At 67.6% G+C, this 24875-nt stretch carries 20 protein-coding genes and 2 tRNA genes; 15 read left to right on the top strand and 7 right to left on the bottom strand.

Translation table 11 applies throughout. The annotated features are described in order from the left end of the window. Positions 1–33: 33 nt before the first annotated feature. Positions 34–1035, bottom strand: a complete 1002-nt coding sequence (locus QFZ23_RS18145; RefSeq protein ID WP_306925029.1) for a DNA-3-methyladenine glycosylase family protein — start codon at positions 1033–1035, stop codon at positions 34–36. A gap of 152 nt (positions 1036–1187) precedes the next feature. Here QFZ23_RS18145 and QFZ23_RS18140 point away from each other — a divergent pair, with 152 nt between their 5' ends. The 8 genes from QFZ23_RS18140 to QFZ23_RS18105 all read left to right on the top strand — a co-directional run bounded on the left by QFZ23_RS18140 (position 1188) and on the right by QFZ23_RS18105 (position 10083). Then, positions 1188–1592, top strand: a complete 405-nt coding sequence (locus QFZ23_RS18140; RefSeq protein ID WP_306925026.1) for a VOC family protein — start codon at positions 1188–1190, stop codon at positions 1590–1592. 277 nt (positions 1593–1869) lie between these two features. After that, positions 1870–3255 (top strand): cystathionine beta-synthase, encoded by a 1386-nt coding sequence (locus QFZ23_RS18135; RefSeq protein ID WP_306925024.1) that lies wholly within the window; start codon positions 1870–1872, stop codon positions 3253–3255. Positions 3256–3327: 72 nt separating this feature from the next. After that, positions 3328–4491 carry a cystathionine gamma-synthase gene (locus tag QFZ23_RS18130; protein WP_306925023.1) on the top strand — a complete coding sequence of 388 codons (1164 nt, stop codon included), beginning with the start codon at positions 3328–3330 and terminating at the stop codon, positions 4489–4491. Next, on the top strand, positions 4488–5813 hold the full coding sequence (locus QFZ23_RS18125; protein ID WP_306925021.1) for a glycosyltransferase 87 family protein: 1326 nt from the start codon (positions 4488–4490) through the stop codon (positions 5811–5813). Before QFZ23_RS18130 ends, QFZ23_RS18125 begins: the two co-directional genes overlap by 4 nt. A 32-nt stretch (positions 5814–5845) precedes the next feature. Next, on the top strand, positions 5846–6394 hold the full coding sequence (locus tag QFZ23_RS18120) for a winged helix-turn-helix transcriptional regulator (protein ID WP_306925019.1): 549 nt from the start codon (positions 5846–5848) through the stop codon (positions 6392–6394). Continuing rightward, on the top strand, positions 6391–7878 hold the full coding sequence (locus tag QFZ23_RS18115) for an MFS transporter (protein WP_306925016.1): 1488 nt from the start codon (positions 6391–6393) through the stop codon (positions 7876–7878). The genes QFZ23_RS18120 and QFZ23_RS18115 overlap by 4 nt, the downstream gene beginning before the upstream one ends. A gap of 112 nt (positions 7879–7990) precedes the next feature. Beyond that, a complete protein-coding gene (locus tag QFZ23_RS18110; RefSeq protein WP_306925014.1) occupies positions 7991–9343 on the top strand; it encodes a glycosyltransferase 87 family protein in 1353 nt (450 codons plus the stop codon). Beyond that, positions 9340–10083: an SDR family oxidoreductase gene (locus tag QFZ23_RS18105; protein WP_306925012.1), complete on the top strand. Its 744-nt coding sequence runs from the start codon at positions 9340–9342 to the stop codon at positions 10081–10083. The genes QFZ23_RS18110 and QFZ23_RS18105 overlap by 4 nt, the downstream gene beginning before the upstream one ends. Positions 10084–10129: 46 nt before the next feature. Here the strand turns inward: QFZ23_RS18105 and QFZ23_RS18100 are convergent, their stop codons facing one another. From QFZ23_RS18100 to QFZ23_RS18080, 5 genes are all read right to left on the bottom strand, one after another. After that, entirely contained in the window at positions 10130–11794 is a 1665-nt protein-coding gene (locus tag QFZ23_RS18100) for a phospholipase D family protein (RefSeq protein ID WP_306925010.1), read from the bottom strand. Positions 11795–11844: 50 nt separating this feature from the next. After that, a complete protein-coding gene (locus QFZ23_RS18095; RefSeq protein ID WP_306925008.1) occupies positions 11845–13065 on the bottom strand; it encodes an acyl-CoA dehydrogenase family protein in 1221 nt (406 codons plus the stop codon). A 74-nt stretch (positions 13066–13139) separates the two neighbouring features. After that, a complete protein-coding gene (locus QFZ23_RS18090; RefSeq protein WP_306925006.1) occupies positions 13140–14663 on the bottom strand; it encodes an APC family permease in 1524 nt (507 codons plus the stop codon). Between the two features lie 13 nt (positions 14664–14676). Further along, positions 14677–15897 (bottom strand): glutathionylspermidine synthase family protein, encoded by a 1221-nt coding sequence (locus tag QFZ23_RS18085; protein ID WP_306925005.1) that lies wholly within the window; start codon positions 15895–15897, stop codon positions 14677–14679. 2 nt (positions 15898–15899) lie between these two features. Then, the gene (locus tag QFZ23_RS18080; protein WP_306925003.1) at positions 15900–16583 is read right to left on the bottom strand and encodes a Tat pathway signal protein; all 684 of its coding nucleotides are present in this window, start codon (positions 16581–16583) and stop codon (positions 15900–15902) included. A gap of 192 nt (positions 16584–16775) precedes the next feature. Here QFZ23_RS18080 and QFZ23_RS18075 point away from each other — a divergent pair, with 192 nt between their 5' ends. The 4 genes from QFZ23_RS18075 to QFZ23_RS18060 all read left to right on the top strand — a co-directional run bounded on the left by QFZ23_RS18075 (position 16776) and on the right by QFZ23_RS18060 (position 20551). Further along, complete coding sequence (locus tag QFZ23_RS18075) at positions 16776–17429, top strand: MOSC domain-containing protein (RefSeq protein ID WP_306925001.1); 654 nt, start codon at positions 16776–16778, stop codon at positions 17427–17429. Between the two features lie 506 nt (positions 17430–17935). Continuing rightward, entirely contained in the window at positions 17936–20065 is a 2130-nt protein-coding gene (locus QFZ23_RS18070) for a DEAD/DEAH box helicase (protein WP_306924999.1), read from the top strand. Between the two features lie 279 nt (positions 20066–20344). Continuing rightward, a tRNA-Thr gene (locus QFZ23_RS18065) sits at positions 20345–20416 on the top strand. A gap of 61 nt (positions 20417–20477) precedes the next feature. Then, a tRNA-Met gene (locus QFZ23_RS18060) sits at positions 20478–20551 on the top strand. Positions 20552–20761: 210 nt separating this feature from the next. On the opposite strand, the gene QFZ23_RS18055 is transcribed toward QFZ23_RS18060, so the two are convergent. After that, positions 20762–21523 carry an HNH endonuclease family protein gene (locus QFZ23_RS18055; protein ID WP_306924997.1) on the bottom strand — a complete coding sequence of 254 codons (762 nt, stop codon included), beginning with the start codon at positions 21521–21523 and terminating at the stop codon, positions 20762–20764. A gap of 212 nt (positions 21524–21735) precedes the next feature. Between QFZ23_RS18055 and QFZ23_RS18050 the strand changes: the two genes are divergently transcribed. The 3 genes from QFZ23_RS18050 to QFZ23_RS18040 all read left to right on the top strand — a co-directional run bounded on the left by QFZ23_RS18050 (position 21736) and on the right by QFZ23_RS18040 (position 24800). Then, a complete protein-coding gene (locus QFZ23_RS18050) occupies positions 21736–22299 on the top strand; it encodes a dihydrofolate reductase family protein (RefSeq protein ID WP_306924995.1) in 564 nt (187 codons plus the stop codon). A 61-nt stretch (positions 22300–22360) separates the two neighbouring features. Continuing rightward, positions 22361–23020 carry an NAD(P)H-binding protein gene (locus tag QFZ23_RS18045; protein WP_306924993.1) on the top strand — a complete coding sequence of 220 codons (660 nt, stop codon included), beginning with the start codon at positions 22361–22363 and terminating at the stop codon, positions 23018–23020. 208 nt (positions 23021–23228) lie between these two features. Further along, positions 23229–24800: a Na+/H+ antiporter gene (locus tag QFZ23_RS18040; protein ID WP_306924991.1), complete on the top strand. Its 1572-nt coding sequence runs from the start codon at positions 23229–23231 to the stop codon at positions 24798–24800. Positions 24801–24875 lie beyond the last annotated feature (75 nt).

The following is a 24875-nucleotide window of genomic DNA, read 5'->3' as shown; positions in this document are numbered from 1 at the left end:
ATAAGTGTCCGTTCGCGCTTGGTCTGTGGCGGGTCAGTGGCTGCGGTGGTCCTGGATGGTCATCCGCGGACCGAAGGTGGGTTTCCGGAAGCCGCTGAGACCGAGCATGCGAACCACCCGCTGCCGGTGTCCCGCCCACGGTTCCAGCAGGGCCAGCATGCCGGCGTCGTCCGTCCGCCGTCCGGTCAGCGCCGCGCCAACGTATGCGGCCAGATGGTAATCACCCACCGCGATGGAGTCGGGACAGCCGTGCGTCCGCTGCACCACTTCAGCGGCCGTCCACACGCCTATTCCCGGGATGGTCTGCATGTTGGCGGCTGCCTCCGCTGCCGGGAGGGAAGCCAGGCGTTCAAGCGCGACGGCGGAGCGCAGGGCGCGCATGACGGTCGCCGACCGCTGTGGGCCGACGCCCGCCTTGTGCCACTCCCAGGACGGAATGCCGAGCCACCCCTCAGCGGTGGGCCGGACCAGCAGCCCGGGAGGTGCGATGGTACCGGTGCCGGGGGCGGGCGTTCCGTGGCGGTACATGAGGTAACGGAAACCCCGCCGCGCCTCGATGACGGTGACCTTCTGCTCCAAAATGGTGGGCACGAGGGAGTCAACCATCCGCCCGGTGGACGGGAGTCGGACGCCGGGGTTCCGGCGTCGGGCTTCACGGACCATATGGGGGAGCGTCGTGGAGAACGAAGGCTCGTCGAACGGCGACCAGTCGTCACCGGCGCCAAGGAGCCGGGGAACGCCTGCGAGGGCAGCGCCCGAGCCGGGGCCCCAGGCCTGGGCATCGACGTAGGGGCCGCCGTTGCCGTCCGGTCCGGATCCCGCCGGACCATCCACGGTGAGCCGCAGCGTTACCGGTCCCTCCGGCGTCGTGAACGCCATCCACAGCCCGTCCGGCAGGGAGGAGAAGGAGGGGTCACCGTTGCCGCGCATCAGGATGCCCAGGGTGCGGTGTAGGTCATACGGGCCGCCCGGATGCCATCTGAGGGACGCATCCGCCGCGGCTGCCAGCCGGGCGGGGGCGTCAGCAATGGTCATACAAACATCGTCCCACGCCGGGCCGACAAACCTGCCGCCGGTCCCGCCGGGAGGGTTTCGCCAGGCCCTTACCGGGGACTGTGCCCAGGTCTAGAATCCCGAGTGTGGCGCGGGTCCGCCGTGTCCCTTCCTTCGAGTTGTAGGTGATCGCAATGGGTGGAGTGGTGCATTTTGAAATCCCCGCGGACGACCAGGACCGGGCGAGAAACTTCTACAATCAGGCCCTCGGCTGGCGGATCGACCCCATGCCGGAGATGGACTACAACGTGGTGATCACCACGCCGATGGACGAGAAGACGGGCAGGCCCACGGAGCCGGGCGCCATCAACGGCGGCATGATGGCCCGGGAAGGGGAGCTGACCACGCCCGTCATCACCGTGGACGTAGAAGACATTGATGCCACCCTGCGGACGGTAGAGCAGCTGGGCGGTTCCGTAGTGAAGCCCAAGGACACCATCCCGGGCATGGGCCACTACGCGTACTTCAAGGACACCGAGGGCAACATCCTGGGGCTCTGGGAGAACCTCCCCGCTGATTCCGGCGGTGCTTCCGGCTGAGTCCAGCTCGGTCGGCTGAGTCCAGCCCGGCCGACTGAGGCCGCTGCCGGCAGACCCAGGCGCGGCCCGCCGGACGCCGGCCCGGGCTACCCCTCGCAGCACAACCACTTAGAGGGTCCAGTCCAAGGCACGGTTCCTTTCAACGACACTGATGCGGCGCCCGGTCCCGGGTGCCGTAGCCGGCTTGCCCTGCCGGCTCGGTCCTTGGCTAGGCATGGCCGCCGGGACGGCGCGTGCCCGCGCAGGTCCCTCGGTCCAAGACGGTAAGTTGGTACCCATGAAGTACGCCCAGTCTGTCCTGGACCTCATCGGCAACACCCCGCTCATCAAGCTCAACCACGTCACCGAGGGCATCAAGGCCACCGTCCTCGTGAAGCTGGAATACGTGAACCCCGGCGGATCCATCAAGGACCGCATCGCGGCGAAGATGGTCGAGGAAGCCGAGCGCGACGGCAAGCTCAAGCCCGGTGGCACCATCATCGAGCCCACCTCCGGGAACACCGGCGTGGGCCTTGCCCTGGTGGCGCAGCAAAAGGGCTACAAGTGCATCTTCGTGGTACCGGACAAGGTGGGCGAGGACAAACGCGCCGTCTTGGAGGCCTACGGCGCGGAAGTGGTGGTGACGCCCACCGCCGTCGAACCTGACAGCCCGCAGAGCTACTACGGCGTGTCCGACCGCCTGGTCACCGAGATCCCCGGCGCGTACAAGCCGGACCAGTTCTCCAACCCCGCGGCGCCGCTGAGTCACTATGAGACCACCGGCCCCGAGATCTGGCGGGACACCGACGGCAAGGTGACGCACTGCGTCATCGGCGCCGGCACCGGCGGCACCATCACTGGCACCGGCCGCTACCTTAAGGAGGTGTCGGCGGACCGTCCGGAGTCCGACGGCGGCCGGGTCAGGATCATCGGGGCCGATCCCGAAGGCTCTGTCTACTCAGGCGGCACCGGGCGACCCTACTTCGTGGAGGGCGTAGGCGAGGACATGTGGCCCGCCAACTACGACAAGTCGGTCCCGGACCACGTCCTCGCGGTGAGCGACGCCGATTCCTTCGCGATGACCCGGCGGCTTGCCCGCGAGGAGGGCCTGCTGGTGGGCGGCTCCTCGGGAATGGCCGTGGTGGCAGCCCTGCGGACCGCGCGGGACCTCCCCGAGGACGCAGTGGTGGTGGTGATCCTGCCCGACTCCGGCCGCGGCTACCTCGCCAAGATCTTCAACGACCAGTGGATGCGCTCCTACGGCTTCCTTTCCGGCGGCGAGGAGACCTCCGTGGGCGAAGTCATCAAGTCCAAGACGGGCGAACTGCCGGACCTGGTGCATATCCATCCGAACGAAACCGTCCGCGACGTCATCAACATCATGAACGAGTTCGGCGTCAGCCACATCCCGGTCCTCTCGCAGGAACCGCCCGTGGTGATGGGCGAAGTGCTCGGCGCCGTGGACGAACGGACCCTGACCGCCAAGCTGTTCCGCGGCGAGGCCAAGCTGACGGACAAGATCGCCGAGCACATGGGGGAGAAGCTGCCGGTGATCGGCTCGCTCGAAACGATCTCGGCAGCCCGCGAACTGCTCTCCGACGTCGACACTGTGATGGTGACGTTCGTTGGCGCTCCCATAGGCATCCTGACCCGCCACGACCTCCTCGCCTACCTCAGCAACTGACCCGGTGGTTGAGCCTGTCGGAAGCTGGATCCCGACACGCTCGATCAGCGGTTTCAAGCCGAAAGGAAACTTATGTCTGTCTCTGAGAACCAAGGATTCAACACCCGCGCCGTGCACGCCGGCCAGGCTTTCGAGCCACGGACCGGCGCCGTTGTTCCGCCCCTGCACTTCAGCTCGACATATGCCCAGGACGGCATCGGCGGGCTGCGGGACGGCTACGAATACGGCCGCGGCGGCAACCCGACCCGTGACGCCCTGCAGGAACAGCTCGCGGCGCTCGAGGGCGGCACCCACGCCTACTCCTTCAGCTCGGGACTCGCGGCCGAGGACTCGCTCATCCGCGCCCTGATGCGGCCCGGGGACCACATCGTTCTCGGCAACGACGCCTACGGCGGAACTTACCGGCTGATCAGCCGCGTGCTGGGCGAGTGGGGGATCGGCAACACCCCCGTGGACATGTCGGATCTCGATGCCGTTCAGGCTGCGGTTGCCGCCAACAAGACCCGCTTCGTCTGGGTGGAGACACCGTCCAACCCGATGATGAAGATCACGGACATCGCGGCACTCGCCAAGGTGGCGCACGACGCCGGGGCCCTCCTGATCGTCGACAACACCTTCGCGTCGCCCTACCTGCAGACCCCGCTCGACCTGGGTGCCGACGTCGTGGTCCACTCCACCACCAAGTACATCGGCGGCCACTCCGACGTGGTGGGCGGTGCGATCGTGGTCAATGACGCCGGCCTGGCCGAGAAGATCGGCTTTGTGCAGTTCGCCGTTGGCGCCGTTTCCGGCCCGATGGACGCCTTCCTCACCACGCGCGGGCTCAAGACCCTGGGCGTGCGCATGGACCGGCACAGCGACAACGCCCAGGCCGTGGCCGAATGGCTCCTGGAACGCCCCGAGGTGGAAGCGGTCCTGTACCCGGGCCTGCCCTCGCACCCCGGCCACGAGCTGGCCAAGAAGCAGATGAAGAAGTTTGGCGGCATGATCTCGGTGCAGTTCAAGGGCGGCGAGGCCGCTGCACGCAAGGTGGCCGAATCGACGTCGGTCTTCACCCTGGCGGAATCGCTCGGCGGCATCGAATCGCTGATGAACTACCCCTCCGAGATGACCCACGCCTCGGTCAAGGGCACCGAACTGGCCGTCCCCGTGAACCTGATCCGGCTCTCCTGCGGCATCGAGGACGTCGAGGACCTCATCGCCGACCTTGAGCAAGCCTTCACGCACATCCAGTGACGGCCTCCCCGCAGACGCAGGAAGGCGCCGGCGCCCGGCAGGAAACCGGGAGTCCGGGTAAAGCCCGCCGGGCCGTCCTCGGCTGGCTGGCGACGGCCGGCGGTGCTGCCGCCGTCGTCCTCGCTTTGATGTGGCTGTACGCCGAGTATGCCCCGGTCATGAACGACTTCGAGGTCTACTACTACGGCGGCACCAAGGTGCTGCAGTCCGGCGAGGCCGGCATCAGCGAGCTGTACGCGCCCCGGGACGGGCTGCCGTTCACCTATCCGCCGTTTGCCGCGCTGCTGTTCGCCGGCCTGGCCAGTATGAGCCTGGGCCAAAGCGGGCAGCTCTTCATCTGGGCCGCGCTGGGCGGGGCCGCGGTGGTTTCCGCCTGGCTTGGCCGGCACTACTTCGGGCTGACCCGCTGGCGCGACGCTTTTGCGGACTGGCGGTTCCGGACCGTGGCGCTAGCCGGGACCGGGGCCATCGTGCTGCTGGGGCCGTGGCGGGACACCTTCGTGTTCGGGCAGATCAACATCATCCTGATGGGCCTGATCCTGGCCGACTTCGCGCTGCACGGAAAATCCCGGGCGGGTGAGATCCGCTGGCCTGCCGGCCTTCTGATCGGGGTCGCTGCCGGCATCAAGCTGACACCGCTCGCGTTTGGCCTCTACTTCCTGGTGCGCCGCGACTTCAAGGCCCTGGGCTGGATGGCGGCCGGTTTCCTCGGCTCCATCGCCGTGGCCTGGGCCGCCCTGCCGCAGGCGTCCGTGACGTTCTGGACCAAAATCCTGCCCAACACCGGGCGTATCGGCGATCCGGGGTACGTGGACAACCTGTCCCTGAAGGGGCTGCTGCTCCACCTCGGACTGCCGGACTCGGGATTCACCAGCCTGCTCTGGCTGGTGCTCGCGCTCGCCCTGGCCGCACTCACTGCGCTGGTGATCCGGTGGGCGGTGGCCGTTGAGGAAAACTTCGTGGCGGTGTCCGCGACAGCGGTGCTCATGCTCCTGGTCAGCCCGGTCTCGTGGTCCCATCACTGGGTATGGATCGCGGTGGCACTGCCGTCCATGGCCTTCGCCATGCACCGCGTTCCCTCCCGGACGGGCCTGATGCGGCTGGCCGGCTGGCTGGTGGTGGCGGCCTCCGCCGTGGCCTTCTACCTTGCGCCCAAGGACCTCGCGATGGCCGCCGGGGCCGAGGTGTGGGGCGTGAACCCGCGGACGCAGTGGCCGCTGATGGTCTCCAGCCTGGGTGTGCTGTGCGGCGTGGCCCTCCTGGTGTACTGGGCCGCCGCGTACCGGCCCTCACGTACAGGGATCCGTCTCCAGAGCGCCTAGCTTTCTTCAAGAAAGTCAGCTATGGTCGCAACATGGCTCTCCGCTCCGACTGGTCCCAGCGCAACTGCAGCATGGCCCGCGGCCTGGACATTTTCGGTGACCCTTGGGGCATGCTGGTCCTCCGCGAGGTCTTCTTCGGCAACGGCCGCTTCGACGCGATGAAAACGCGCCTCCAGGTGGCTGACTCGGTCCTCACCCGGCGGCTTGCCTTCCTGGTGGAGTCCGGCCTGCTGGCAAAACAGCCCTACGACGACGGCGGCCGCACCCGCCAGGAATACGTCCTCACCGCAAAAGGCGAGGACGCCCTGCCGGTGCTCAACGCAGTCGTCATCTGGTCCGAAAAGCATTTGCAGGCGCCGTCGGAGCTGGCCCATATGTACGTCGTCCACGCCACCTGCGGGCAGCGCACGGCGTCGGCTGACACCTGCACGGAATGCGGTGAACGGCTCACCGCGGAGAACACCCGCTGGCACAGCCTGACCCGGAGCAGCGCACCGCTCCCGCTGGCAACTGCCCGACAGCGACCCGACAAACCGACCAACCGCGTTCAAGGCGGCGGAGACGAAGGAACAGCCGCATGACCACACCCGAGGACACCGGAGTTTTTGTACAGATTTCGCGCCCTGAAGGCTTAGAGGACGATACGAGTACAAGAACCCCAGAGCAGGGGGCGAAAACCCCGGAAGAGGGGCCGAAGAAACGGCGGCGCCTGCATCCGGCATGGGCCGTGGCGGCGGTGGCGTTCCTGGCGCTCGTGGGTGCCGCCGGGTTCCGTGCCGCGCCCGGTGTTCTGATGGTTCCGCTGCAGCAGGAGTTTGGCTGGTCCACCACGGTGCTGTCGTCCGCTGTAAGCATCAACCTCGTGCTGTTCGGGCTGACGGCTCCGTTCGCCGCGGCCCTCATGGAACGGTTCGGCATCCGGGCCGTCACCGCCGTCGCCCTCGGGCTGATCGGCGCCGGCAGCGCCCTGACTGTGCTCGTCAACCAGTCCTGGCAGATCCTCCTCACTTGGGGCCTGCTTATCGGACTGGGCACCGGTTCCATGGCCCTGGTGTTCGCGGCCACTATCGCCAACACCTGGTTCACCAAGAGCCGGGGCCTGGTGATCGGCATCCTGACGGCCGGCAGCGCCGCCGGGCAGCTGGTCTTCCTGCCGTTCATCGCGATGCTCGCCCAGGATCCGGGCTGGCGCCAGGCCTCGCTGCTCATCGCCGCCGGCGCGCTGGCCGTGGTTCCGCTGGTGCTGAAGTTCCTGAAAAACTCACCGGCCGACGTCGGGGCGTTGCCTTACGGCGCCGAGGAACCGTCCGGTGCGGGCGAAGGAACGACGGCTGTGGCCCCTGCCGGGGCCGCGAACGGGACCGGCGGCGGGAACACCGACCGCGGGAACGCCGCCGACGAGGCGGCGGCGGAACCCCGCCGCAACGCCGCCGTCCGGGCACTGCAGGTGTTCAGGCGTGCCAGCAGGAACCGCACGTTTTGGGCGCTCGCCGCCGGGTTCGCCATCTGCGGCGCCACGACGAACGGGCTGATCGGCACCCACTTCATCCCGTCGGCCCACGACCACGGCATGCCCGAAACCACCGCCGCCGGCCTGCTCGCCGTCGTCGGGATCTTCGACATCCTGGGCACCATCGCCTCCGGCTGGCTGACCGACCGGTTCAACCCGCGGATCCTGCTGGCCGTGTACTACCAGTTCCGCGGGATCGGGCTCCTGGTGCTCCCACTGTTGCTGGGCTCGTCGGTCCAGCCCAGCATGATCGTGTTCGTCGTGATCTACGGCCTCGACTGGGTGGCCACGGTTCCGCCCACCGCCGCGATCTGCCGCCAGGTGTTCGGCGCCGACGGCAGCGTGGTGTTCGGCTGGGTGTTCGCGGCGCACCAGCTGGGCGCCGCCGCAGCCGCCCTGGCCGCCGGGGCCATCCGGGACGCCACCGGCCACTACACGTATGCCTGGCTGGGAGCCGCCGCGATGTGCACCATCGCCGCCGTCATCAGCGCCACCATCCGCAAAGACGCCGGACGACGCAAGCCCGTAGCGGTGGCAGTTGCTTCAGTAGACTGAGCGGGGCGCCCTCGGGCGCGGCTCTTGCGGCAGAACGCGCTACGCGTCCCGGAGGCGCACATTGCCGGACGACAGCGGGGAACACTGAATGGCACTGCTTACTGCCCGAACAATGGATGAAAGACCCGCCGGCCGGCCCGATCAGTCAGCGGAACCGCGGCTGGCTTGGGGCCTGCGGCTCCGCGGCCGCTGGCCCGCCCTCGCCGGCCTCGAACTGGTTGTCCTTCTGGCCGTGCTCGCCGCCGCCGTCTTCGTCGCGTCCCGGCTGGACGCCTGGGGCGACAAGGGCCTGGACTTCAGCGTCTACTGGTACGGCGGCAGGATCCTCAACGACGCCGGCCTGGCGACGTCGGGCCTCTACCAACCCACGGTGAATTGGGCAGGCGGGCCGGAATTGCCCTTCACTTACCCGCCGTTCGCAGCGCTGCTCTTCAGCCTGCTCGCCAAACTGCCGCAGACCACCGCTCTGCTGCTGTTCAACGCCGCCGGCGTGGCTGTGGCGGCTTGGGTGGCCGCACTCGGAGTCCGCTACTGGAACAGCAAGCCCGGCTGGCGCAGCACCTTTGCCACCCTGACCTTCCGGTCCGCGCTCAACCGGCTCGGTGCCGTTGTGCTTTTCCTGGCTGTCCTGAATCTGGGGCCATGGCGTGAAACCCTGGTCTTCGGTCAGATCAACATCCTGCTGCTCGGGCTGATGGCGGCGGACCTGCTGTCCCGCAGCCCGCACTGGCGGAACGGCGTTCCCGGTAGCGGCTTCCTGGTGGGAGTGGCGGCCGGCATCAAGCTCACGCCCCTGGCCTTCGGCCTGTATTTCCTGGTGCGCAAGGACTGGCGCGGACTGCTGAACATGGGCGCCGGCTTTGCCTTCACCGTGCTGCTCGGCTGGGTGCTCCGCCCGGCCGAATCCCTCAGCTTCTGGCTGGAGATACTTCCCGACACGTCCCGGATCGGCGGCGCCGGTTACGTGGACAATCTCTCCATCAAGGGCGCCTTGCTGCACTTCGGGGTTCCGGCGGACGCCGTGAACGTGCCCTGGCTGCTCCTGAGCGTGCTCGTTGTGGGTCTGGGCGCGGCCGTCATCAGGACCGCCAGCAGCCAGGGCTCCAGGGTGGTGGCCATTTCCGCCACCGCCCTCACCATGCTGCTGGTCAGCCCCGTCTCTTGGTCGCACCACTGGGTCTGGATGGCGGCAGTGCTTCCGGCGTTCGCCTGGACGCTGCGCGAAACTCCGCAGCGGCACCGGCTCTTGCGATGGGGAATGGGCGCCGTCCTGGGCGTGTCCGCGGTGGTGTTCCTGTTCTCGCCGAAGACCATCGGCACAGCCCTGGGCGCCGAAAACCTTGACCTTCAGACGCCGGTGCCGTGGATCATGGCGTCCAGCGCCGGGGTGTTCTGCGCGCTTGCCATCATGGTGTGCTGGCTCGTTGTCCTCCGGCGCGATGCCGTGGCGGAGCTGGCGGAATGAGCAGCGCACTGGTCACCGGAGTCGGCCGGCTCGCCGGAATCGGGGCGGGGATCGCCCGACACCTGGCCACCGACGGCTGGGACCTGGTGCTGACCTACTGGCAGGACTACGACGCCCGCATGCCCTGGGGAATCCGGCCGGACGACGTCGGCCGGCTCACCGCCGAACTGGAGGCCATCGGCTCCAAGGTGGTGGCGCTGCCCGCCAACTTTCAGGACCCGGGTGCCGTGGACCGGCTAATGGCAGAGGTGGCCGCGCAGGCAGGAACGCTCCACGGGATGGTGCTCAGCCACGCCGAATCCGTCGACTCGGGCCTTCTGGACACCACCCTCGAAAGCTTTGAGCGCCATTTCGCCGTGAACACCCGGGCCAGCTGGCAGCTGATCCGCGCCTTCGCGCAGCAGGCAACGGGCGACGGCGGCGCGATCGTCGCGCTGACCAGTGACCACACAGCGTTCAACCTTCCGTACGGTGCGTCCAAGGGGGCGCTCGACCGGATCGTGATCGCCGCAGCCCGTGAGCTCGGACCGCTGGGCATCAGCGCCAATGTGCTGAATCCCGGACCCGTGGACACCGGCTGGATGGATGACGAGACCCGCGAACGGCTGGCCTTGCACCAGCCCGGCGGCAGGCTGGGCACCCCCGCCGACGTGGCGGGAACGGTGGCTTTCCTGCTGTCCCCGGCAGGTCGCTGGGTGTCAGGGCAGCTCATTAAGGCCGACGGCGGGTTTTCTGCTTAACGCTTTTGGCGGCAGAGCCGCTGAGGGGCAGCGCTGCTTCTAGTACCTAGAACGGGGTAGTGCCGCGCATCCGGCGGGGGCGGCCGTCCGGGTCCACTACAAGGCGGTTTGCAGCGTCCGCCCAGAGACGCTGAAGGGGCGGCACGGGTTCTGGAATGTGGTGCCGCACATGTCCCTTGGGACGTGGCGAGCGGCGGCCGGTTTTGTGCCAATGGTCCAGGGCATCGGCGGCGGCGTTCCACAGTTTGAGCCCGGCCGCCGGGGCGCCTAGCTGAGGGTCATTCTGGTCCAGACCCAGGTGTTCAGCCCAGAGTTGGAGCCGCAGCCCGTAGGCCAATGGTCGGGAAGCGCCGGGGCCCGAGTCTGCGCCGGGCGGTTCCCAGTGACTGGCAGTGGTGTCGATCACGGCGCAGGTGAGCTCGCTGTCAGTGGTCCAGGATCGACGGTTGAAGTTGTCCGATCCGCAGGTGAACCAGATGTCGTCGATGATGCAGATCTTGGCATGGACATAGATCGGAGTCCCGGCGCTGTTTTCCAGGTCAAACACCCCAACTCTGTCGGGTGCAACTCGGCGCATCATGCTGATCGCGCGCATTTGCCCGACCCGCTTGGGTGGCCCTGCGAGAATACCGTCAGAGTCCGGGTAGCGGGGGACGACGGCGATCACGTTCAACTCGGGGTTGCGTTCGAGGGCCGCTGCGATTCCGGCTGCGACCTCTGCCGACCACAGGTACTGGTCCTCGATGTAGATCAGTGAGCGGGCCCGGGCGAAGGCTTTCGTGTAGGCCCGGGCAATGCTCCGCTCACCATTAGGTGCGAACGGGAACGGCGGATGCTTCATGCCGTAGGTGCGCAGCAGCTGCACGGCGTGCGGTCCCGCAGGCGGTGGGGGCGGCGCAGTGGCGGGGAGCGGTTCGGGGTGCCGTGGCATATCGGCCAGGCGTTGCAGCAGCATCCGGTAGGGTGTGCGGCGGTCCAGGGGATGGGGGTCATTCCACCGTTCGGCGAATAATGCCAGCACATCTGCCACAACCGGGCCACGCAGTTCGAGCGCGGCATCGTGCCATGGTGGTCGTTTCCCGTACCGGGAATCCATGGCCACCGCCTGCGGGTCCCCCGCGTGATCGGCATCGTCCCGACGGCTGTGGGAAAGGTCGATCCCGCCCACGAATGCGACGTCCCGCGAGGGGTCGTCACGCCGGCGGATGACGACCAATTTTTGGTGATGGCAGCCGAAGAGGCGCACGCGCTGATCCAACAGCACCTCCCCGCCCGCGTCGTTGATCTGGCGGCTGAGGAGCTCGTTGGACCGGCCACTCATCGGGGCCGACACGCGCTCCCCGTGGGATCGCCAAATCAGGCCGCGCACTTCCACTCCCGCTCGGGCTAACCGCGTCAACAACTCACCGATGGTCGGTCCGTCCGCCGTCAGCCGCTCGTCGGAATCGCCACGCCAGTCGGTGAACCACACACGGTCTCCCGCATGCAGGGCCGACAGCTCCTCATGCAGCCGGGCGAAGTAGGCCGCCCCATGAATCAGGGGCCGCACGAGGTTGCCCTCCGACCAGGACGGCGATTCGGCACCGCCCGCGTGCACGTCGGCGGCCGCATTCCCCCGCTCAGCGCCACTCAAGAACCAGGCACCGGCACTCCTGTCCACTCGATGTTCCCCGGTCCTTCCCAAGGCCAGGAAATCGTCAGCGTCGGCCATGTGCCCAGTATGCTCCGGCAATGCGGCCCGGCGAGAGCTGAACGTTGGGCTCACCGGAACGCCGGCAGGCCGGTGATGTGCTGGCCGAGGATCAGGGTGTGCACCTCGTCCGTTCCTTCGTAAGTCCGCACCGACTCGAGGTTGGCGGCGTGCCGCAGGGGCGCATAGTCGAGCGTGATGCCGTTGCCGCCCAGGATGGTCCGGGCTTCCCGCGCCACCTTGATCGCCTCGCGGACGTTGTTCAGCTTGGCCAGCGAGATCTGCTCCGGGCGGAGCCGGCCGGAGTCCTTGAGCCGGCCCAGGTGCAGGGCGAGCATGGTGCCCTTCTGGACCTCGATCAGCATGTTGACGAGCTTCTCCTGCGTCAGCTGGTAGCCGGCCAGCGGCTTCCCGAACTGCAGGCGCTCCAGCGAATACTGCAGCGCCGCCTCATAGGAATCACGGGCCGCGCCCATGGCACCCCACGCGATGCCGTACCGTGCTTCGTTGAGGCAGCTGAACGGGCCGCTCAGTCCCCGGGCACCCGGCAGCAGCGCCTCCGGACCCAGCCGGACGCCGTCGAACGTCACATCGCACTGGATCGACGCGCGCATGGACAGTTTCCGCCCGATCGGCGTGGCGGTGACGCCCGCCGTGCCGGCAGGCACGAGAAAGCCGCGGACGCCGTCGTCGGTCCTTGCCCAGACCACCAGGACGTCGGCGACGGAGGCGAGCCCGATCCAGCGCTTCGCGCCGTCCAGGACCCAGCCGGCGTCCTCGCCGGTCCCGTCCTGCCGTGCGGCGGTGGTCATCGACGACGGGTCCGAGCCCGCCGTCGGCTCGGTCAGCGCGAAACAGCCGATCACCTCGCCGGCGGCCATCCGGGGGAGCCACTCCTGTTTCTGGTCCTCCGAGCCCCATTTGTGGATGGCGCTCATCGCCAGTGACCCCTGGACCGAGACGAACGTGCGGATTCCGGAGTCGCCGGCCTCCAGCTCCATGGCAGCCAGACCGTACTCGACGGCGGACCGGCCGGGGCAGCCGTAGCCCTCCAAATGCATGCCCAGGACGCCCAGCTCACCCAGCTGCGCGGGCAGGTGCAGAGGGAAGACGCCCTGCTCGTACCAGTCGGCGATGTCTGGGCGGATCTGCTGGTCGGTGAAGTCCCGGATCCGCTGCCGCAGGGCCAGCTCATCGGGGGTCAGCAGGGAATCCAGGGCCAGGACATCCGAAGGGTCCGGGAGACCGTACTCGGCCGAAGCCTCCGCAGGATCAAGGGCGTCATTGCTCATTGCAGCATCCTACGTGCCCAGTGATCCCGTACCGCGACATTGGCCGTCCCGCGCCGCGGTCTACCGGCCGCTTCTCACCGGTCCGCAGGAACCCTCGTTCCGCCCAGGAAGTACTCGCGGGTTGACGGCAGGAACCGGCAGACCGCGGCCAGCACCACGCCCAGGGCCAGCAGCACCACGCCGCTGACAAAGGCCCCGCCGACGCCGAAGATCTGCGTGTTCCCGTAGGCCGGATCCCACATCTGCGCCGCCGAGACGAAGAACGCCGCGGTCAGCAGCAGCGCCCCGAGCAGCGGAAGGATTCCGCGGAACCACAGGTTGCGCGCGGACTCACGCAGGGTGTCCCGGAAGTACCAGGCGCAGGCAAAACCGGTGAGGGCGTAGTAGAAGGCGATGAACAGGCTGATGGAACTGATGGAATCGGACAGCAGGTTCTCGCTGAGGAAGCTCATGGCCACGTAGTACACGATGGCCGCGGCGCCCATCACCTGGGTGGAGAAGCCGGGGGTCTGGTTCCGCTCGTGGACTTCCCCGAACTTCGGCGGCAGTGCCCGGTGCACGCCCATGGACAGGGTGCCGCGGGCGGTGGGAAGGATGGTGGTCTGGGTGGAGGACAGCACGGATGCCAGCACCGCCACGACAATCAGCCAGCCCCACGGACCCAGCACCACGTCCTTCATCGCCAGGAACACGTCGTCCTGGTTGTCGGCGTTGGCCAGCCCGATTCCTTCCGTCCCCACGGACGCGTACATCATCACCAGCAGCGCCACCGAGACATAGATGGCAACCAGCACGAATGCGGAGATCACCGCCCCGCGGCCCGGGGTGGTGGCCGGATTCTCGGTCTCCTCGTTCACCGCCAGGCACGTGTCCCAGCCCCAGTAGATGAACAGGGCCAGCAGGATGCCGTGGACCACCGCGCCGGGATCGGCGAACGCCCCGGCCGCGTTGAACCATTCAACGTCGAAGGGCTGGCCCGCCGGCGCCCCGCCGGTGAGGCCCGCGATCCTGGCAATGATGGCCACGGCGAAGATGCCCAGTGAGATGTACTGGACGTAGGTCAGGGTCCGCTGGACGTGCTCACCCAGCCGGATCCCGCGGTAGTTGACGAGGGTCATGAAGGCGATGAAAACGACGCCGGTGGCGGTCACCACCGCCTTGTTCCCCGCCAGGGACCCGTCGCCGACGAGGAGCCAGAGGTACTGGCCTGCCACCTGCGCCAGGTTCGCCAGGACCACGACGCCGGCCAGGGCCACGCCCCAGCCGCCCAGCCATCCCGCCCACGGGCCGAAGGCGCGGCGGGCCCAGATGAAGGTGGTGCCGCAGTCCGGCATGGCGCTGTTGAGCTCGCGGAACGCGTAGGCGATGAACAGCACGGGAATGAAGCCCAGGACCAGGATCAGCGGGGTGTAGTTCCCGTTGACGGCCACGATCAGGCCCAGCGTCGCGGCCAGGGAGTACACCGGGGCGGTGGAGGCGAGGCCCAGCATCACGGAGTCGCCAAGGTCCAGGATCCCGGCGCGGAGTCCTTTGCCGGGGACGGCACTGCCGGGCTGGCCCCCGGCGCCGCCGGCCGCCGTCGTCGTTCGGGTTCTCATTGGGTACCTGTTCTCATAGCGCAATACCTGCCTTGTTCGCGTTGGCCTGGGCCGCCTGGACGCTCAGCGGCGCCGGCGCGTCAATGGTGTTCGGGACGAAGCGGCAGAAATAGTCGGTGACCGGCCCGTCGGATTCGCGGATGCCGCAGCCCACCGATTCGCCGTCCACCACCCACAGGCCCAGAACCGGATGGTTGCCGTCGAAGTCGGGGAGGGAATGGTACTGCTGGTAACACCAGCCCTCGCGGCCGTATCCGCCCGGCTTCTCCAGGCTGATGCCCTCCGCGTGGATCCGGATGTTGTCGCCTTCGCGGCCGTGCAGCGGCTTGGCCACCCACTCCCGCAGCGGCCCCGGATCATTGAGATAGGCCGGGAGCAGGTTCGGGTGGTTCGGGTAGAGGTGCCACAGGGCCGCTAGGAGCGCCTTGTTGGACAGCAGCATTTTCCAGGCCGGCTCCACCCAGCGGGGATTGTGCGAGCGCTGCAGCAGGCGGTGGCCGAATGGCTCCTTCATCATCAGCTCCCAGGGGTAGAGCTTGAAGATGGTGCTGATCATGAAGTTGTCCATGTCCACGAAGCGGTTCAGGTTGGGGTCCCAGCCGATGTCCGACATGTTGATGCCGATGGTGGTCCACCCGGCCTGGCTGGCCACGTCCCGCATATAGGCGGCCGTCATCCAGTCCTCGCCTGACTCCTCGGCCTCGGAGTGGGCCACGTGCAGGGTGCTCATCCCCGTGCGGTACTGGAGCTTCTTCCACTGCCGGATCAGTGCCTCGTGGATCCCGTTCCACTGGTCCTTCTCCGGGAAGACGTCCTGCAGCCAGAACCACTGGGCCACTGCCGCCTCGATGAGGCCGGTGGGAGTGTCCGCGTTGTACTCGAGCATCTTGGCGGCACCGCCCTGGCCGTCATAGATGAAGTCAAAGCGGCCGTAGATGTCCTGGTCCCCGGCCTGCAGCGACTCGGCGGCCAGTTCCAGCGCCTGAGGGCCGATGCCGATGGGGCCCATCGCACCCGTGGCCAGGAACTTCGCGGCCTCCAAACACATCCTGTGCATGTCCTCGGCGGTGACCTCCAGCGCCTCCACCTCGTCCATGGTGAATTCGTAGTAGGCCGCCTCGTTCCAGTACTCGATCTTCTTGCCGCCGGGCAGGGTGGTGGTGGAAAACACCAGGCCCTGTTCTTCAATCTTCTGCTTCCAGTCCGGCCGGGGCTCCGAGAGTAACCGCTTCACGCCTAGCCTCCCGTGCTTCCGCCTTTGGAGCTGCTGCCGAAGCCGCCCCTGCTGACCGTGCCGCCTTTGCTGCTGTAGCCCGTGGACGTCTTGGCCCCCTGCGGCACCGTCCTGGTGAAGTTCGGATAGGCCGTCCTGTTCTGGCCGATGCCCGGAACGCTGGCCCCGCGCGCATAGAAGTACCAGGCATACAAGGCCCCGCCGCGCCCGGCCGAGCTGTTGCACTGGGTGTCCTCGACGCGCTCGCCGGTTTCCTCGTTGAAGCAGACCTGGGCGTAGTCGGGGTCCTGCTCGTTGCTGGCCACGATCGCCGTGATGGTGCCGGCCAGAAGCGCTGTGACGCCGAGGCCCACCACTACCGTGCGGCGCTGCGACCGCTTCTTCCGAGCTGCCGCATCGCGCTCGCGGTCACGCGCGAACGGATCGAAGACGGGGCTGGGCTGGGGGAAGCCTGTTTGCTTCTGGTTTCCTTCTCCCGGGGTTGCCTTGCCCGGGGTTTCCGTGTGGGGCTTTCCGCTGCCTGGCTTTCCCCGGCCTTCCTCTCCCGGCGTGCCGGGGGTCAGCAGCTCGGGGTGGAGTTCCGGTTTGGGCACCTGCCAGGGCGGCGGCTTGGCCGGACCGCCGCCAGGCGCGCCATCGCCCCGGTCCCCGTCAGCGTCCTTGCGCGGGTCTTTCTCCGGGTCCATGGTTTCCCCTTGCTGCTCCATGCTGTTGCCTACCTGTGCCGGTCACTGCCGATGAAGCAGCTGCCCGACTGCCAGTGAAATACTCCAGCAAGCCTAGTGGCTGGGACGGTCGCGAGGTGAATAAATTATCGGAAAACAACCCGGGCGGAAACACCAAAGGCGCTGGTCAGGCCGAGAACCTAGACTAATGCCATGCACACAGCCACTCTTCTTGCCGTTTGCCGGGTCCACCAGCTCCTTCCGGACGAAGGAAGCGTCGGCGTTACCGCCATCGACAAGCGCCCCGTGGATGGGCCCGTGAAGGTGCACAAGCTGGGCCTGCACGGTGACATCCAGGCCAGCCGCATCCACCACGGGGGAGAGGACCAGGCACTGTACGCCTATTCCCAGACCGACGCCGACTACTGGATCGGTGAACTGCAGCGCGAACTGCCGCCCGGGATCTTCGGTGAGAACCTGCGCGTGGCAGGGATCGAGACCACCGGTGCCGTAATTGGCGAACGCTGGCGGATCGGCTTGGACGTCGAGGTTGAGGTCACCTCCCCGCGCGTGCCCTGCGCAACCTTCCAGCGGCGCATGGGGGAGACTCAGTGGGTCAAGCGCTTCACGGAGGCGGGCCGGGTGGGCGCCTACCTGCGTGTCATCAAGACCGGCACAGTGCAGGCAGGCGACCACATCCACCGCCTCTTCGTGCCCAAGCATGGCGTGACCATCGGCCGCTGGTTCAGCGAGCCCGACGTCGATGCCATCGAGGCCTTGCGCGACGCCGAGGCCGACGGCGAAATCCGCCTGCAGCCGGAGTACCACGAGCGATTTGAGAAGATGCTCCACCGCTTGGGCCGCTAGCAGCCCGTGTGTAGTGCGGCCGCGAGTCCCCCATTTCTGCGCCGCTATAGGCAGCCTGCACCGGGGGTGCCCCTGATTTGGCGACCGGGCAGGGCGCGCCCGGACGCAGAAACCGGTGCAGAATTGCCGCGTGTGCGCAAGGTCACCGCCCCTGCCGCAGCCCCGGTTAGCTTGCGGGCGGCGGCATGCTTTACACTTGAAACATCCCCCACTCCGGAAATCCCTTATTCCTGCCCAATTCTTGAGGCAGGACTGGCAAGTGTTGGGGCCCGCAAATGTGATGCGGGCATTTTCATAGGGAGAGCCGGCTGAAGAAAACGCTGTACAGACTGCTGGGATAGCAGCCAAGAGATGCAGTGCGAAGTCCTGCCACGGGATTGCGAAAGCGCCGGACTTCTACGTGACCGGCCGGTCAATGTATGCCCGGCGCCCACGGCACATGTACTGCGGCTCCGCTCACCTCGGGTTGTGCCGCCTGGCCCCCTATGGATGAGGAATATTTACCTATGCCCGAAAATCACGACAACGCCAACGAGACGGCTGCCGCCGAAACCGCCAACGTTGAATTCACCGAGGCTGCTGTCCCTGCAGCCGAGCCCGCCGTGGCCGCAGCCCCCGCCGACGCTCCTGCAGCCGAGCCCGCCGAGGCCGCAGCCCCCGCCGCTGAGGCCCCCGCTGCCAAGGCCGATGAAGACGATGAAGAAGGCGTGAAGTTCGCCGATCTCGGCATCGACGGCCGCGTGCTGGCCGCCCTGCAGGACGTCGGCTACGAAAAGCCTTCCCCGATCCAGGCAGCAACCATCCCGCTGCTGCTTGAAGGCCGCGACGTCGTGGGCCTCGCCCAGACCGGCACCGGTAAGACTGCAGCATTCGCAGTACCGGCACTGTCCCGCCTGGCCGAGCTCCACGACCTCAACGGCCCGTCCCGCAAGACGCAGGCCCTGGTTCTCGCCCCAACCCGCGAGCTCGCGCTCCAGGTTGCCGAGGCCTTCACCTCGTACGCCAAGCACATCGATGACTTCACCGTCCTCCCCGTCTACGGCGGCTCCGCCTACGGCCCCCAGCTCGCCGGCCTGCGCCGCGGTGCACAGGTTGTCGTCGGTACTCCCGGCCGAGTGATCGACCACATTGCCAAGGGCTCCCTGGATCTCTCCGAACTGCAGTACCTGGTGCTGGACGAGGCCGACGAAATGCTCCGCATGGGCTTCGCCGAAGACGTGGAGCAGATCTTCCAGCAGACCCCGTCGGACCGCCAGGTGGCACTGTTCTCCGCCACCATGCCGAGCCAGATCCGCCGGATGTCCAAGCAGTACCTGAACAACCCGGCCGAGATCTCGGTGAAGTCCAAGACCACCACCGGCGCGAACACCCGTCAGCGCTACCTGCAGGTTATGGGCCCGCACAAGCTCGATGCCATGACCCGCATCCTCGAGGTCGAAGAGTTCGACGGCGTCATCGCGTTCGTCCGCACCAAAATGGCCACCGAGGACCTCGCCGACAAGCTGCGCGCCCGCGGCTTCCAGGCTGCCGCCATCAACGGCGACATCCCGCAGCAGCAGCGCGAACGTACCGTTGACGCGCTCAAGGAAGGTCGCATCGACATCCTGGTTGCCACCGACGTCGCCGCCCGCGGCCTGGACGTCGAGCGCATCAGCCACGTGGTCAACTACGACATCCCGCACGACACCGAGTCTTACGTGCACCGCATCGGCCGCACCGGCCGTGCCGGCCGATCCGGCGATGCGATCCTGTTCATGACTCCGCGCGAGAAGTACTTGCTGCGTTCCATTGAGAAGGCCACGCGCCAGCCTGTAGAGCAGATGCACCTGCCCACCGCTGAGACCGTCAACACGCTGCGTCTGGGCAAGTTCGCCGAGCGCATCACTGAGACGCTCGAGTCCGAAGACGTGGCGGCATTCCGTGACCTGATCGCGTCTTACGAGGAAGAGCACAACGTGCCGGCAGCAGAAATCGCTGCGGCACTGGCTGTGATGGCGCAAGGCGGCCAGCCGCTGCTGGTCAAGGAACTGCCTGCTGCTCCGGAGTACCAGAAGCGCGAACGGTCCAAGGACGGCTTCGGCTCCCGCGGCCCGACCCGCACGCTGACCGAGGGCAACGCCACGTACCGGATCGCCGTCGGACGGCGCCAGCGCGTCATGCCGGGTTCCATCGTGGGCGCCATCGCCAACGAAGGCGGCATTTCGTCGTCGCAGATCGGCGGCATTGACATCCGCTCGGACCACTCGCTCGTGGAGCTCCCGGCCGACCTGAGCCCCGATCAGCTGAAGGCCCTGTCCCGCACGCGGATCGGCGGCGAGCTGATCCACCTCGAGCTGGACTCCGGCCGCAAGCCTTCCGGTGACCGTGGCAGCTACCAGGGCAACCGTGGCGGCGACCGCGGCGGCAACTTCAAGGGCGGCGGGGGCTTCAAGAAGGAGTTCCGCAAGAACGACGGCGAGCGTTCCTCCGCTGACCGCGGCGGCCGCTCGTACAGCGAGCGTTCCGAGCGCGGCTTTGGCGGCGACCGGGGTCAGTCGAGCGACTCCCGCTTCGGCGGTCACGGTGATGGCGCACGCAAGCCCCGCCACGGCAACGAGGGCGGCCACCGCGACTTCAACCGCAAGGGCAAGTGGTAGTCACCTCATCGCGACGAACCGCGTGATGATGACGCTGCGGTGAATTCCGCATCCGAATAGAAACAGGCCGGCTGATGCCGGCCTGTTCCTATTTAAGGTCGTTCTACCTGGCGGTGTGTTCGCTTCGTCACATCCGCGTCCTGAAGGTCCTGCAGCGGCATCCAACAGGGGCCTGCAGCCCGCTCCAAGCCTGTATTTCCGGGGTTTTTGACCCTGGAGAACCCCGTTCCGCCGCCGATTTGTTGAGTGCGAAATCTTCGGGTAGAGTATTTACTCGTTGCCCCCCTAGCTCAGTGGTAGAGCGCGTTCTTGGTAAGAACGAGGTCACCGGATCGATTCCGGTGGGGGGCTCGGAATGAGGGCCTGTGTCAAGGCGGTCTTGACCGGCTTGACACAGGTTTTTCTCATTCGTGGCGGTGTAGCTCAGTTGGTTAGAGCGCACGACTCATAATCGTGAGGTCGGGAGATCGAGCCTCCCCACCGCTACAGAATCTGCAGGCCAGAGGCAATCAGCCCCTGGCCTGCTTTTGTTTTTGGGCCATGGCTCATCCGGCCCGAGCCGTCGTGGGGCACTTTGGGGGAACCGGCGTCGTAATTACGAAAAGCCCCGCACTGCCTTTGCGGCGGTGCGGGGCTATTTGGCTGCGGGGGCTATTTGCCTGCGGCGTCTATTTGCCTGCGGGGCTCCCCGGAGGCCTACGCGCGGGTGACGCTGATGCGCACGTTCGGGCACGAGTCTGCCCAGCGGATCAGGGCGGCCTTCTCGGCGCTGTCCACCCGCAGGCCCCACCGGATCTTCACCGCGATCCAGTTGCCGATGTACTCGCAGCGGTTCGCCGGCGGCATCCATGCCTCTGGACCCCGGGCTTGCTTGGCGGAGTTCAGTGCCGCCGTCTGCGCGTTCAGGGACCGACCGTCGCCGAGGTCGTTGTAGAACGCCACCCGGCGCGCCTGCGACCAGTAGCGGGCGCCCGAGCCCCACGCCTCATGGACGGGAACCGTGTGGTCGATCTCCACGGCCGACGCCAGGGTGTGCGTGCGGTTGTCCCACCTGGTCACCCAGCGGGCCGTGCGCACGGTGCACCGGCGCGCGGTGGTGTACGTCGCGGTGGCCTTCGCCTCCTGCAGCAGGACCTCGGCCCGGGTGTTCTGGCAGTCACGGTTGGTGTCCAGCCAGGTGCCGAAGTAGCGGGTCCGGTCGTAGCCGGCATTGTTCTCCGCGGCCACCGTGAGGGCACGGGCGGCGGTCCGCAGCGGCGCGGAATAGTAGGTGGCAGCCTCGGCGGGGACTGCCAGCCCGGTGAGCAGCAGGCCGGCGGCCACGGCGGTCGCGGACAGCGACCGGGCCCAAAGGCCGGACCTGACGGACGCAGTGATGGCCACCACCCGGCGTCGGGCCGATTTGAACGGGCCGGTGTGGTTCGACGGGCCTGTGTGATTGAACGTGCCTAGCGGCATGATTCCCCCTGATGATTCCTGAAACAGTATGAATTGCTTGATGTGTCAACCAGCATGCCAGCCGGAATAGGGGAGAACCGGATCCTTGATCAGGTCCTGATGGAATCCTGTGGCAACGCTGCGGATGGCTCCGGAACCAGCGGAACCGTTGTCATCCGGGCGCCATGAACCTAAGGTCGGACTGCACACCGCAACGGACAACAGGAGCCGGCATGGCCAGACTGATCTACTCGGGACTCATGTCCCTCGACGGCTACATCGCGGACCGGGACGGCAACTTCGACTGGGCCGAGCCGGACGCCGAGGTGCATTCCTTCGTCAACGAGCTTCAGCGGTCGGCGGGGACGTACCTGCTCGGCCGCAGGATGTACGAAGTGATGGCCGTCTGGGAGCATCCGGAGGACTTCGGCGAGATCCCCGGTTACATCCGCGACTTCGCCGACCTCTGGAAGGCGGCGGACAAGGTGGTCTTCTCCCGCTCGTTGGAGGATGTGACCACCGCCCGGACCCGGATCGAGCGGGAGTTCAGCGCCGATGCCGTCGGACGGCTCAAGGCCGACGCTAGCCGGGACCTGGCCGTGGGCGGCGCCGAACTTGCCGCGGCAGCCATCCGGGCGGGGCTGGTGGACGAGTTCCAGATGTTCCTCTCGCCCGTGGCGGTCGGCGCCGGCAAGCGCTTCCTCCCGGACGACGTCCGCCTCCGGCTTGAGTTGCTGGAGGAGAAGCGGTTCGGCAACGGCACTGTCTTCCTCCGCTACGCCAACCGGACAGCGTGACCGGTCCGGATGAGGGAGTGCCGGCCTGCGGCGGGCACCGCGCCTGGGACACAATGGGGACATGACCCGCATCGCAATCATCGGTGGCCACGGCAAGGTGGCCCTGCAACTGTCCGCCCTCCTCACGGAACAGGGGCACAGCGTCACGTCCTTCATCCGTAACCCGGACCATGCGGCGGATGTCGCCGCCACCGGCGCGTCGCCGTCGGTCCTTGACGTTGAAAAGTCGACGACGGCGGACGTCGCCGCCGCGCTCGGGAACCACGACGCGGTGGTCTGGTCAGCCGGCGCCGGGGGAGGGGACCCGGCCCGCACGTATGCGGTGGACCGCGACGCCGCCATCCGTTCCATGGACGCGGCCGCGGAGGCCGGCGTCGGGCGCTATGTGATGGTGTCCTACTTTGGGGCGGGCCCGGACCACGGGGTTCCCGAGGGGCACAGTTTCCACGCGTACGCCGAGGCCAAGGCCGCCGCCGACGAGTACCTCCGCGGCACCAACCTCGAATGGACCATCCTGGGTCCGGGGTCGCTGACCGAAGGGCCGGGAAACGGGCTGATCGACGTGAGCCCCGAAGACGCCAGTTCCGGCACGCAGACCTCGCGAGCCAACGTGGCTATCGTTGCCGCCGCGGTGCTTGACCTGCCGGATACTGTCGGCCGGACCATCGAATTCCGCGACGGCACGCAGCCGGTGGCGGCCGCGCTGGCCGGCCTGCAGTAGCCCTGCAGCCGAAGCCCGACGAGAACAACAGCACAGCGCGAACGTACACTTGGGGCCCCAAAAAGAGGGTTCGTTTAGGGCCGCAAGTGTACGTTCGCCCCGGTCCGGGCGGCGTTGGGCAGGAGTAGGGCCGCGGTGTTCCCGGTAGGGTTGAAAGGCAACGGCCGCCCTCCGTCCGAGGCGTGGCGCACTCGGGGAAAGTGGGCACATGGACCAGCTGGCACTCATCATCGGCCTCCTGCTCGCCACCGTGGTCGCCGTGGGCCTCGGGGACCGGCTGCGGCTGCCCTATCCGGTCCTAATGCTGCTCCTGGCCGTGGCGCTGACGTTCATCCCGGGCTTCCCGGACATCGAGATTCCGCCGGAGCTGATCCTGCCGATCTTCCTCCCGCCGCTGCTGTTCGCCACCGCGCAGCGGAGCTCCTGGGCCGTCTTCCGGGTCCGGTGGCGCACGCTCATCATGCTCGCCGTGGCCCTGGTGGTCATCTCCACCGCCGTTGTCGCAGGCGCCGCGTGGATCATGATTCCGGGGATCGGCATCCCGGCCGCCATCGCGCTCGGAGCCATGGTGGCACCGCCGGACCCTGTTGCGGTGGAGTCCGTTGCCGGCCGCGTGCACATGCCGCGGCGCCTGATCACGGTGCTGCAAAGCGAAGGGCTCTTCAACGACGCCGCCGCCATTGTCATCTTCCAGGCAGCTGTTGCCGCCGCTGTCGGTGGCACCAGGATAGGGCCCGACGTCGTCCTCAAGTTCGTGGTAGGGGCGGCACTTGCCGTCGTGGTCGGCATTGCCATGGGCTGGCTGACGTCGCTGATCACCCGGCTTGTGGCGTCCATGGTGGCCCGCAGCGCCGTGACGCTGGTGGTGCCGTTTGCCGCCTACATCCTCGCGGAGGAATTCCACGCCTCCGGTGTGATCGCCGTCGTGGTCACCGCCCTGGAGATGCAGCGGCACGCCCGGCCGCAGGACGCCGCCGAGCGGGTGACCCGGACGGCCTTTTGGGACGTGGTGGAGCTGCTGGTGACGGGGCTTGCGTTTGGGCTCGTGGGGCTCGAGATCCAGGACGTGGTCCGGGCGGAAGGGGCCGGCATCCTGGGCATGGCGGGCACCGCCGCCGTGGTCTGCGTACTGGTCTTCGCCGTGCGGTTCGGCTGGCTGGGCCTGCTGGCCCTGTCCGCCCGCCACCGCACGAACCTGCTGCAGCCGACGTCCGCCAAGGAGGTGCTGATCCTGACGTGGTGCGGCATGCGCGGGCTGGCCACTCTGGCGCTTGCGCTGGCGCTGCCGCTCACTCTCGCGGACGGCACGCCGTTCCCGGCGCGGGACCAAGTACTCGTCACCGCCTGCGCGGTGCTGCTGGCGACCCTGGTGCTGCCGGGTCTGACCCTGCCGTGGCTGATGAAGGTCCTGAAGGCGTCCCAGGACGGCACGGAAGAGCGTGATGCAGCGCGGCTCCTGGCCCGCCGTGCGCAGGCGGCCGCCGTGGCCGCGCTGAAGGACAACGAGCTCGTGAAGGAGCTGCCGCCGGAGAAGGTGGCGCTGGTGAAGGAGAAGATGACCCGGCTCCATGCCGAACTGCTGGACGGAAGCCTCCGCAACGAGAGCCTGGCCGAGAAGCGTGAGCGGGGCAGGGAGCTGGCCATCACGGTCCAGACAATCGCCTTGGACGCCGCGCGGCAGGAGGTCGTCGCAGCCCGCAGCGAACCGGACATGGATCCCGAGGTGGCGGACAGGGTGCTGCGCCAGCTCGACCTGCGGACCATGATCATGCCGGAGTAGCCCAGCGCGAACGTACACTTGGGGCCCCAAAAGGGACATGCTTTTTGGGGCCCCAAGTGTACGTTCGCGCTCGTC

Source organism: Arthrobacter globiformis (assembly GCF_030818015.1).
Taxonomy (GTDB): domain Bacteria; phylum Actinomycetota; class Actinomycetes; order Actinomycetales; family Micrococcaceae; genus Arthrobacter; species Arthrobacter globiformis_C.
The sequence above is the reverse complement of the archived record's forward strand: the minus strand, read 5'-3'. Positions and strand labels throughout refer to the sequence as shown.

Bases quoted from the DNA above. Each gene is read 5' to 3' on its own strand.
- QFZ23_RS18110 (WP_306925014.1), top strand. From the start codon at position 7,991: ATGGATGAAAGACCCGCCGGCCGGCCCGATCAGTCAGCGGAACCGCGG.
- QFZ23_RS18045 (WP_306924993.1), top strand. From the start codon at position 22,361: ATGACCCGCATCGCAATCATCGGTGGCCACGGCAAGGTGGCCCTGCAA.
- QFZ23_RS18075 (WP_306925001.1), top strand. From the start codon at position 16,776: ATGCACACAGCCACTCTTCTTGCCGTTTGCCGGGTCCACCAGCTCCTT.
- QFZ23_RS18115 (WP_306925016.1), top strand. From the start codon at position 6,391: ATGACCACACCCGAGGACACCGGAGTTTTTGTACAGATTTCGCGCCCT.
- QFZ23_RS18135 (WP_306925024.1), top strand. From the start codon at position 1,870: ATGAAGTACGCCCAGTCTGTCCTGGACCTCATCGGCAACACCCCGCTC.
- QFZ23_RS18105 (WP_306925012.1), top strand. From the start codon at position 9,340: ATGAGCAGCGCACTGGTCACCGGAGTCGGCCGGCTCGCCGGAATCGGG.
- QFZ23_RS18145 (WP_306925029.1), bottom strand. From the start codon at position 1,035: ATGACCATTGCTGACGCCCCCGCCCGGCTGGCAGCCGCGGCGGATGCG.
- QFZ23_RS18095 (WP_306925008.1), bottom strand. From the start codon at position 13,065: ATGAGCAATGACGCCCTTGATCCTGCGGAGGCTTCGGCCGAGTACGGT.
- QFZ23_RS18100 (WP_306925010.1), bottom strand. From the start codon at position 11,794: ATGGCCGACGCTGACGATTTCCTGGCCTTGGGAAGGACCGGGGAACAT.
- QFZ23_RS18130 (WP_306925023.1), top strand. From the start codon at position 3,328: ATGTCTGTCTCTGAGAACCAAGGATTCAACACCCGCGCCGTGCACGCC.
- QFZ23_RS18080 (WP_306925003.1), bottom strand. From the start codon at position 16,583: ATGGACCCGGAGAAAGACCCGCGCAAGGACGCTGACGGGGACCGGGGC.
- QFZ23_RS18090 (WP_306925006.1), bottom strand. From the start codon at position 14,663: ATGAGAACCCGAACGACGACGGCGGCCGGCGGCGCCGGGGGCCAGCCC.
- QFZ23_RS18050 (WP_306924995.1), top strand. From the start codon at position 21,736: ATGGCCAGACTGATCTACTCGGGACTCATGTCCCTCGACGGCTACATC.
- QFZ23_RS18055 (WP_306924997.1), bottom strand. From the start codon at position 21,523: ATGCCGCTAGGCACGTTCAATCACACAGGCCCGTCGAACCACACCGGC.
- QFZ23_RS18040 (WP_306924991.1), top strand. From the start codon at position 23,229: ATGGACCAGCTGGCACTCATCATCGGCCTCCTGCTCGCCACCGTGGTC.
- QFZ23_RS18120 (WP_306925019.1), top strand. From the start codon at position 5,846: ATGGCTCTCCGCTCCGACTGGTCCCAGCGCAACTGCAGCATGGCCCGC.
- QFZ23_RS18140 (WP_306925026.1), top strand. From the start codon at position 1,188: ATGGGTGGAGTGGTGCATTTTGAAATCCCCGCGGACGACCAGGACCGG.
- QFZ23_RS18070 (WP_306924999.1), top strand. From the start codon at position 17,936: ATGCCCGAAAATCACGACAACGCCAACGAGACGGCTGCCGCCGAAACC.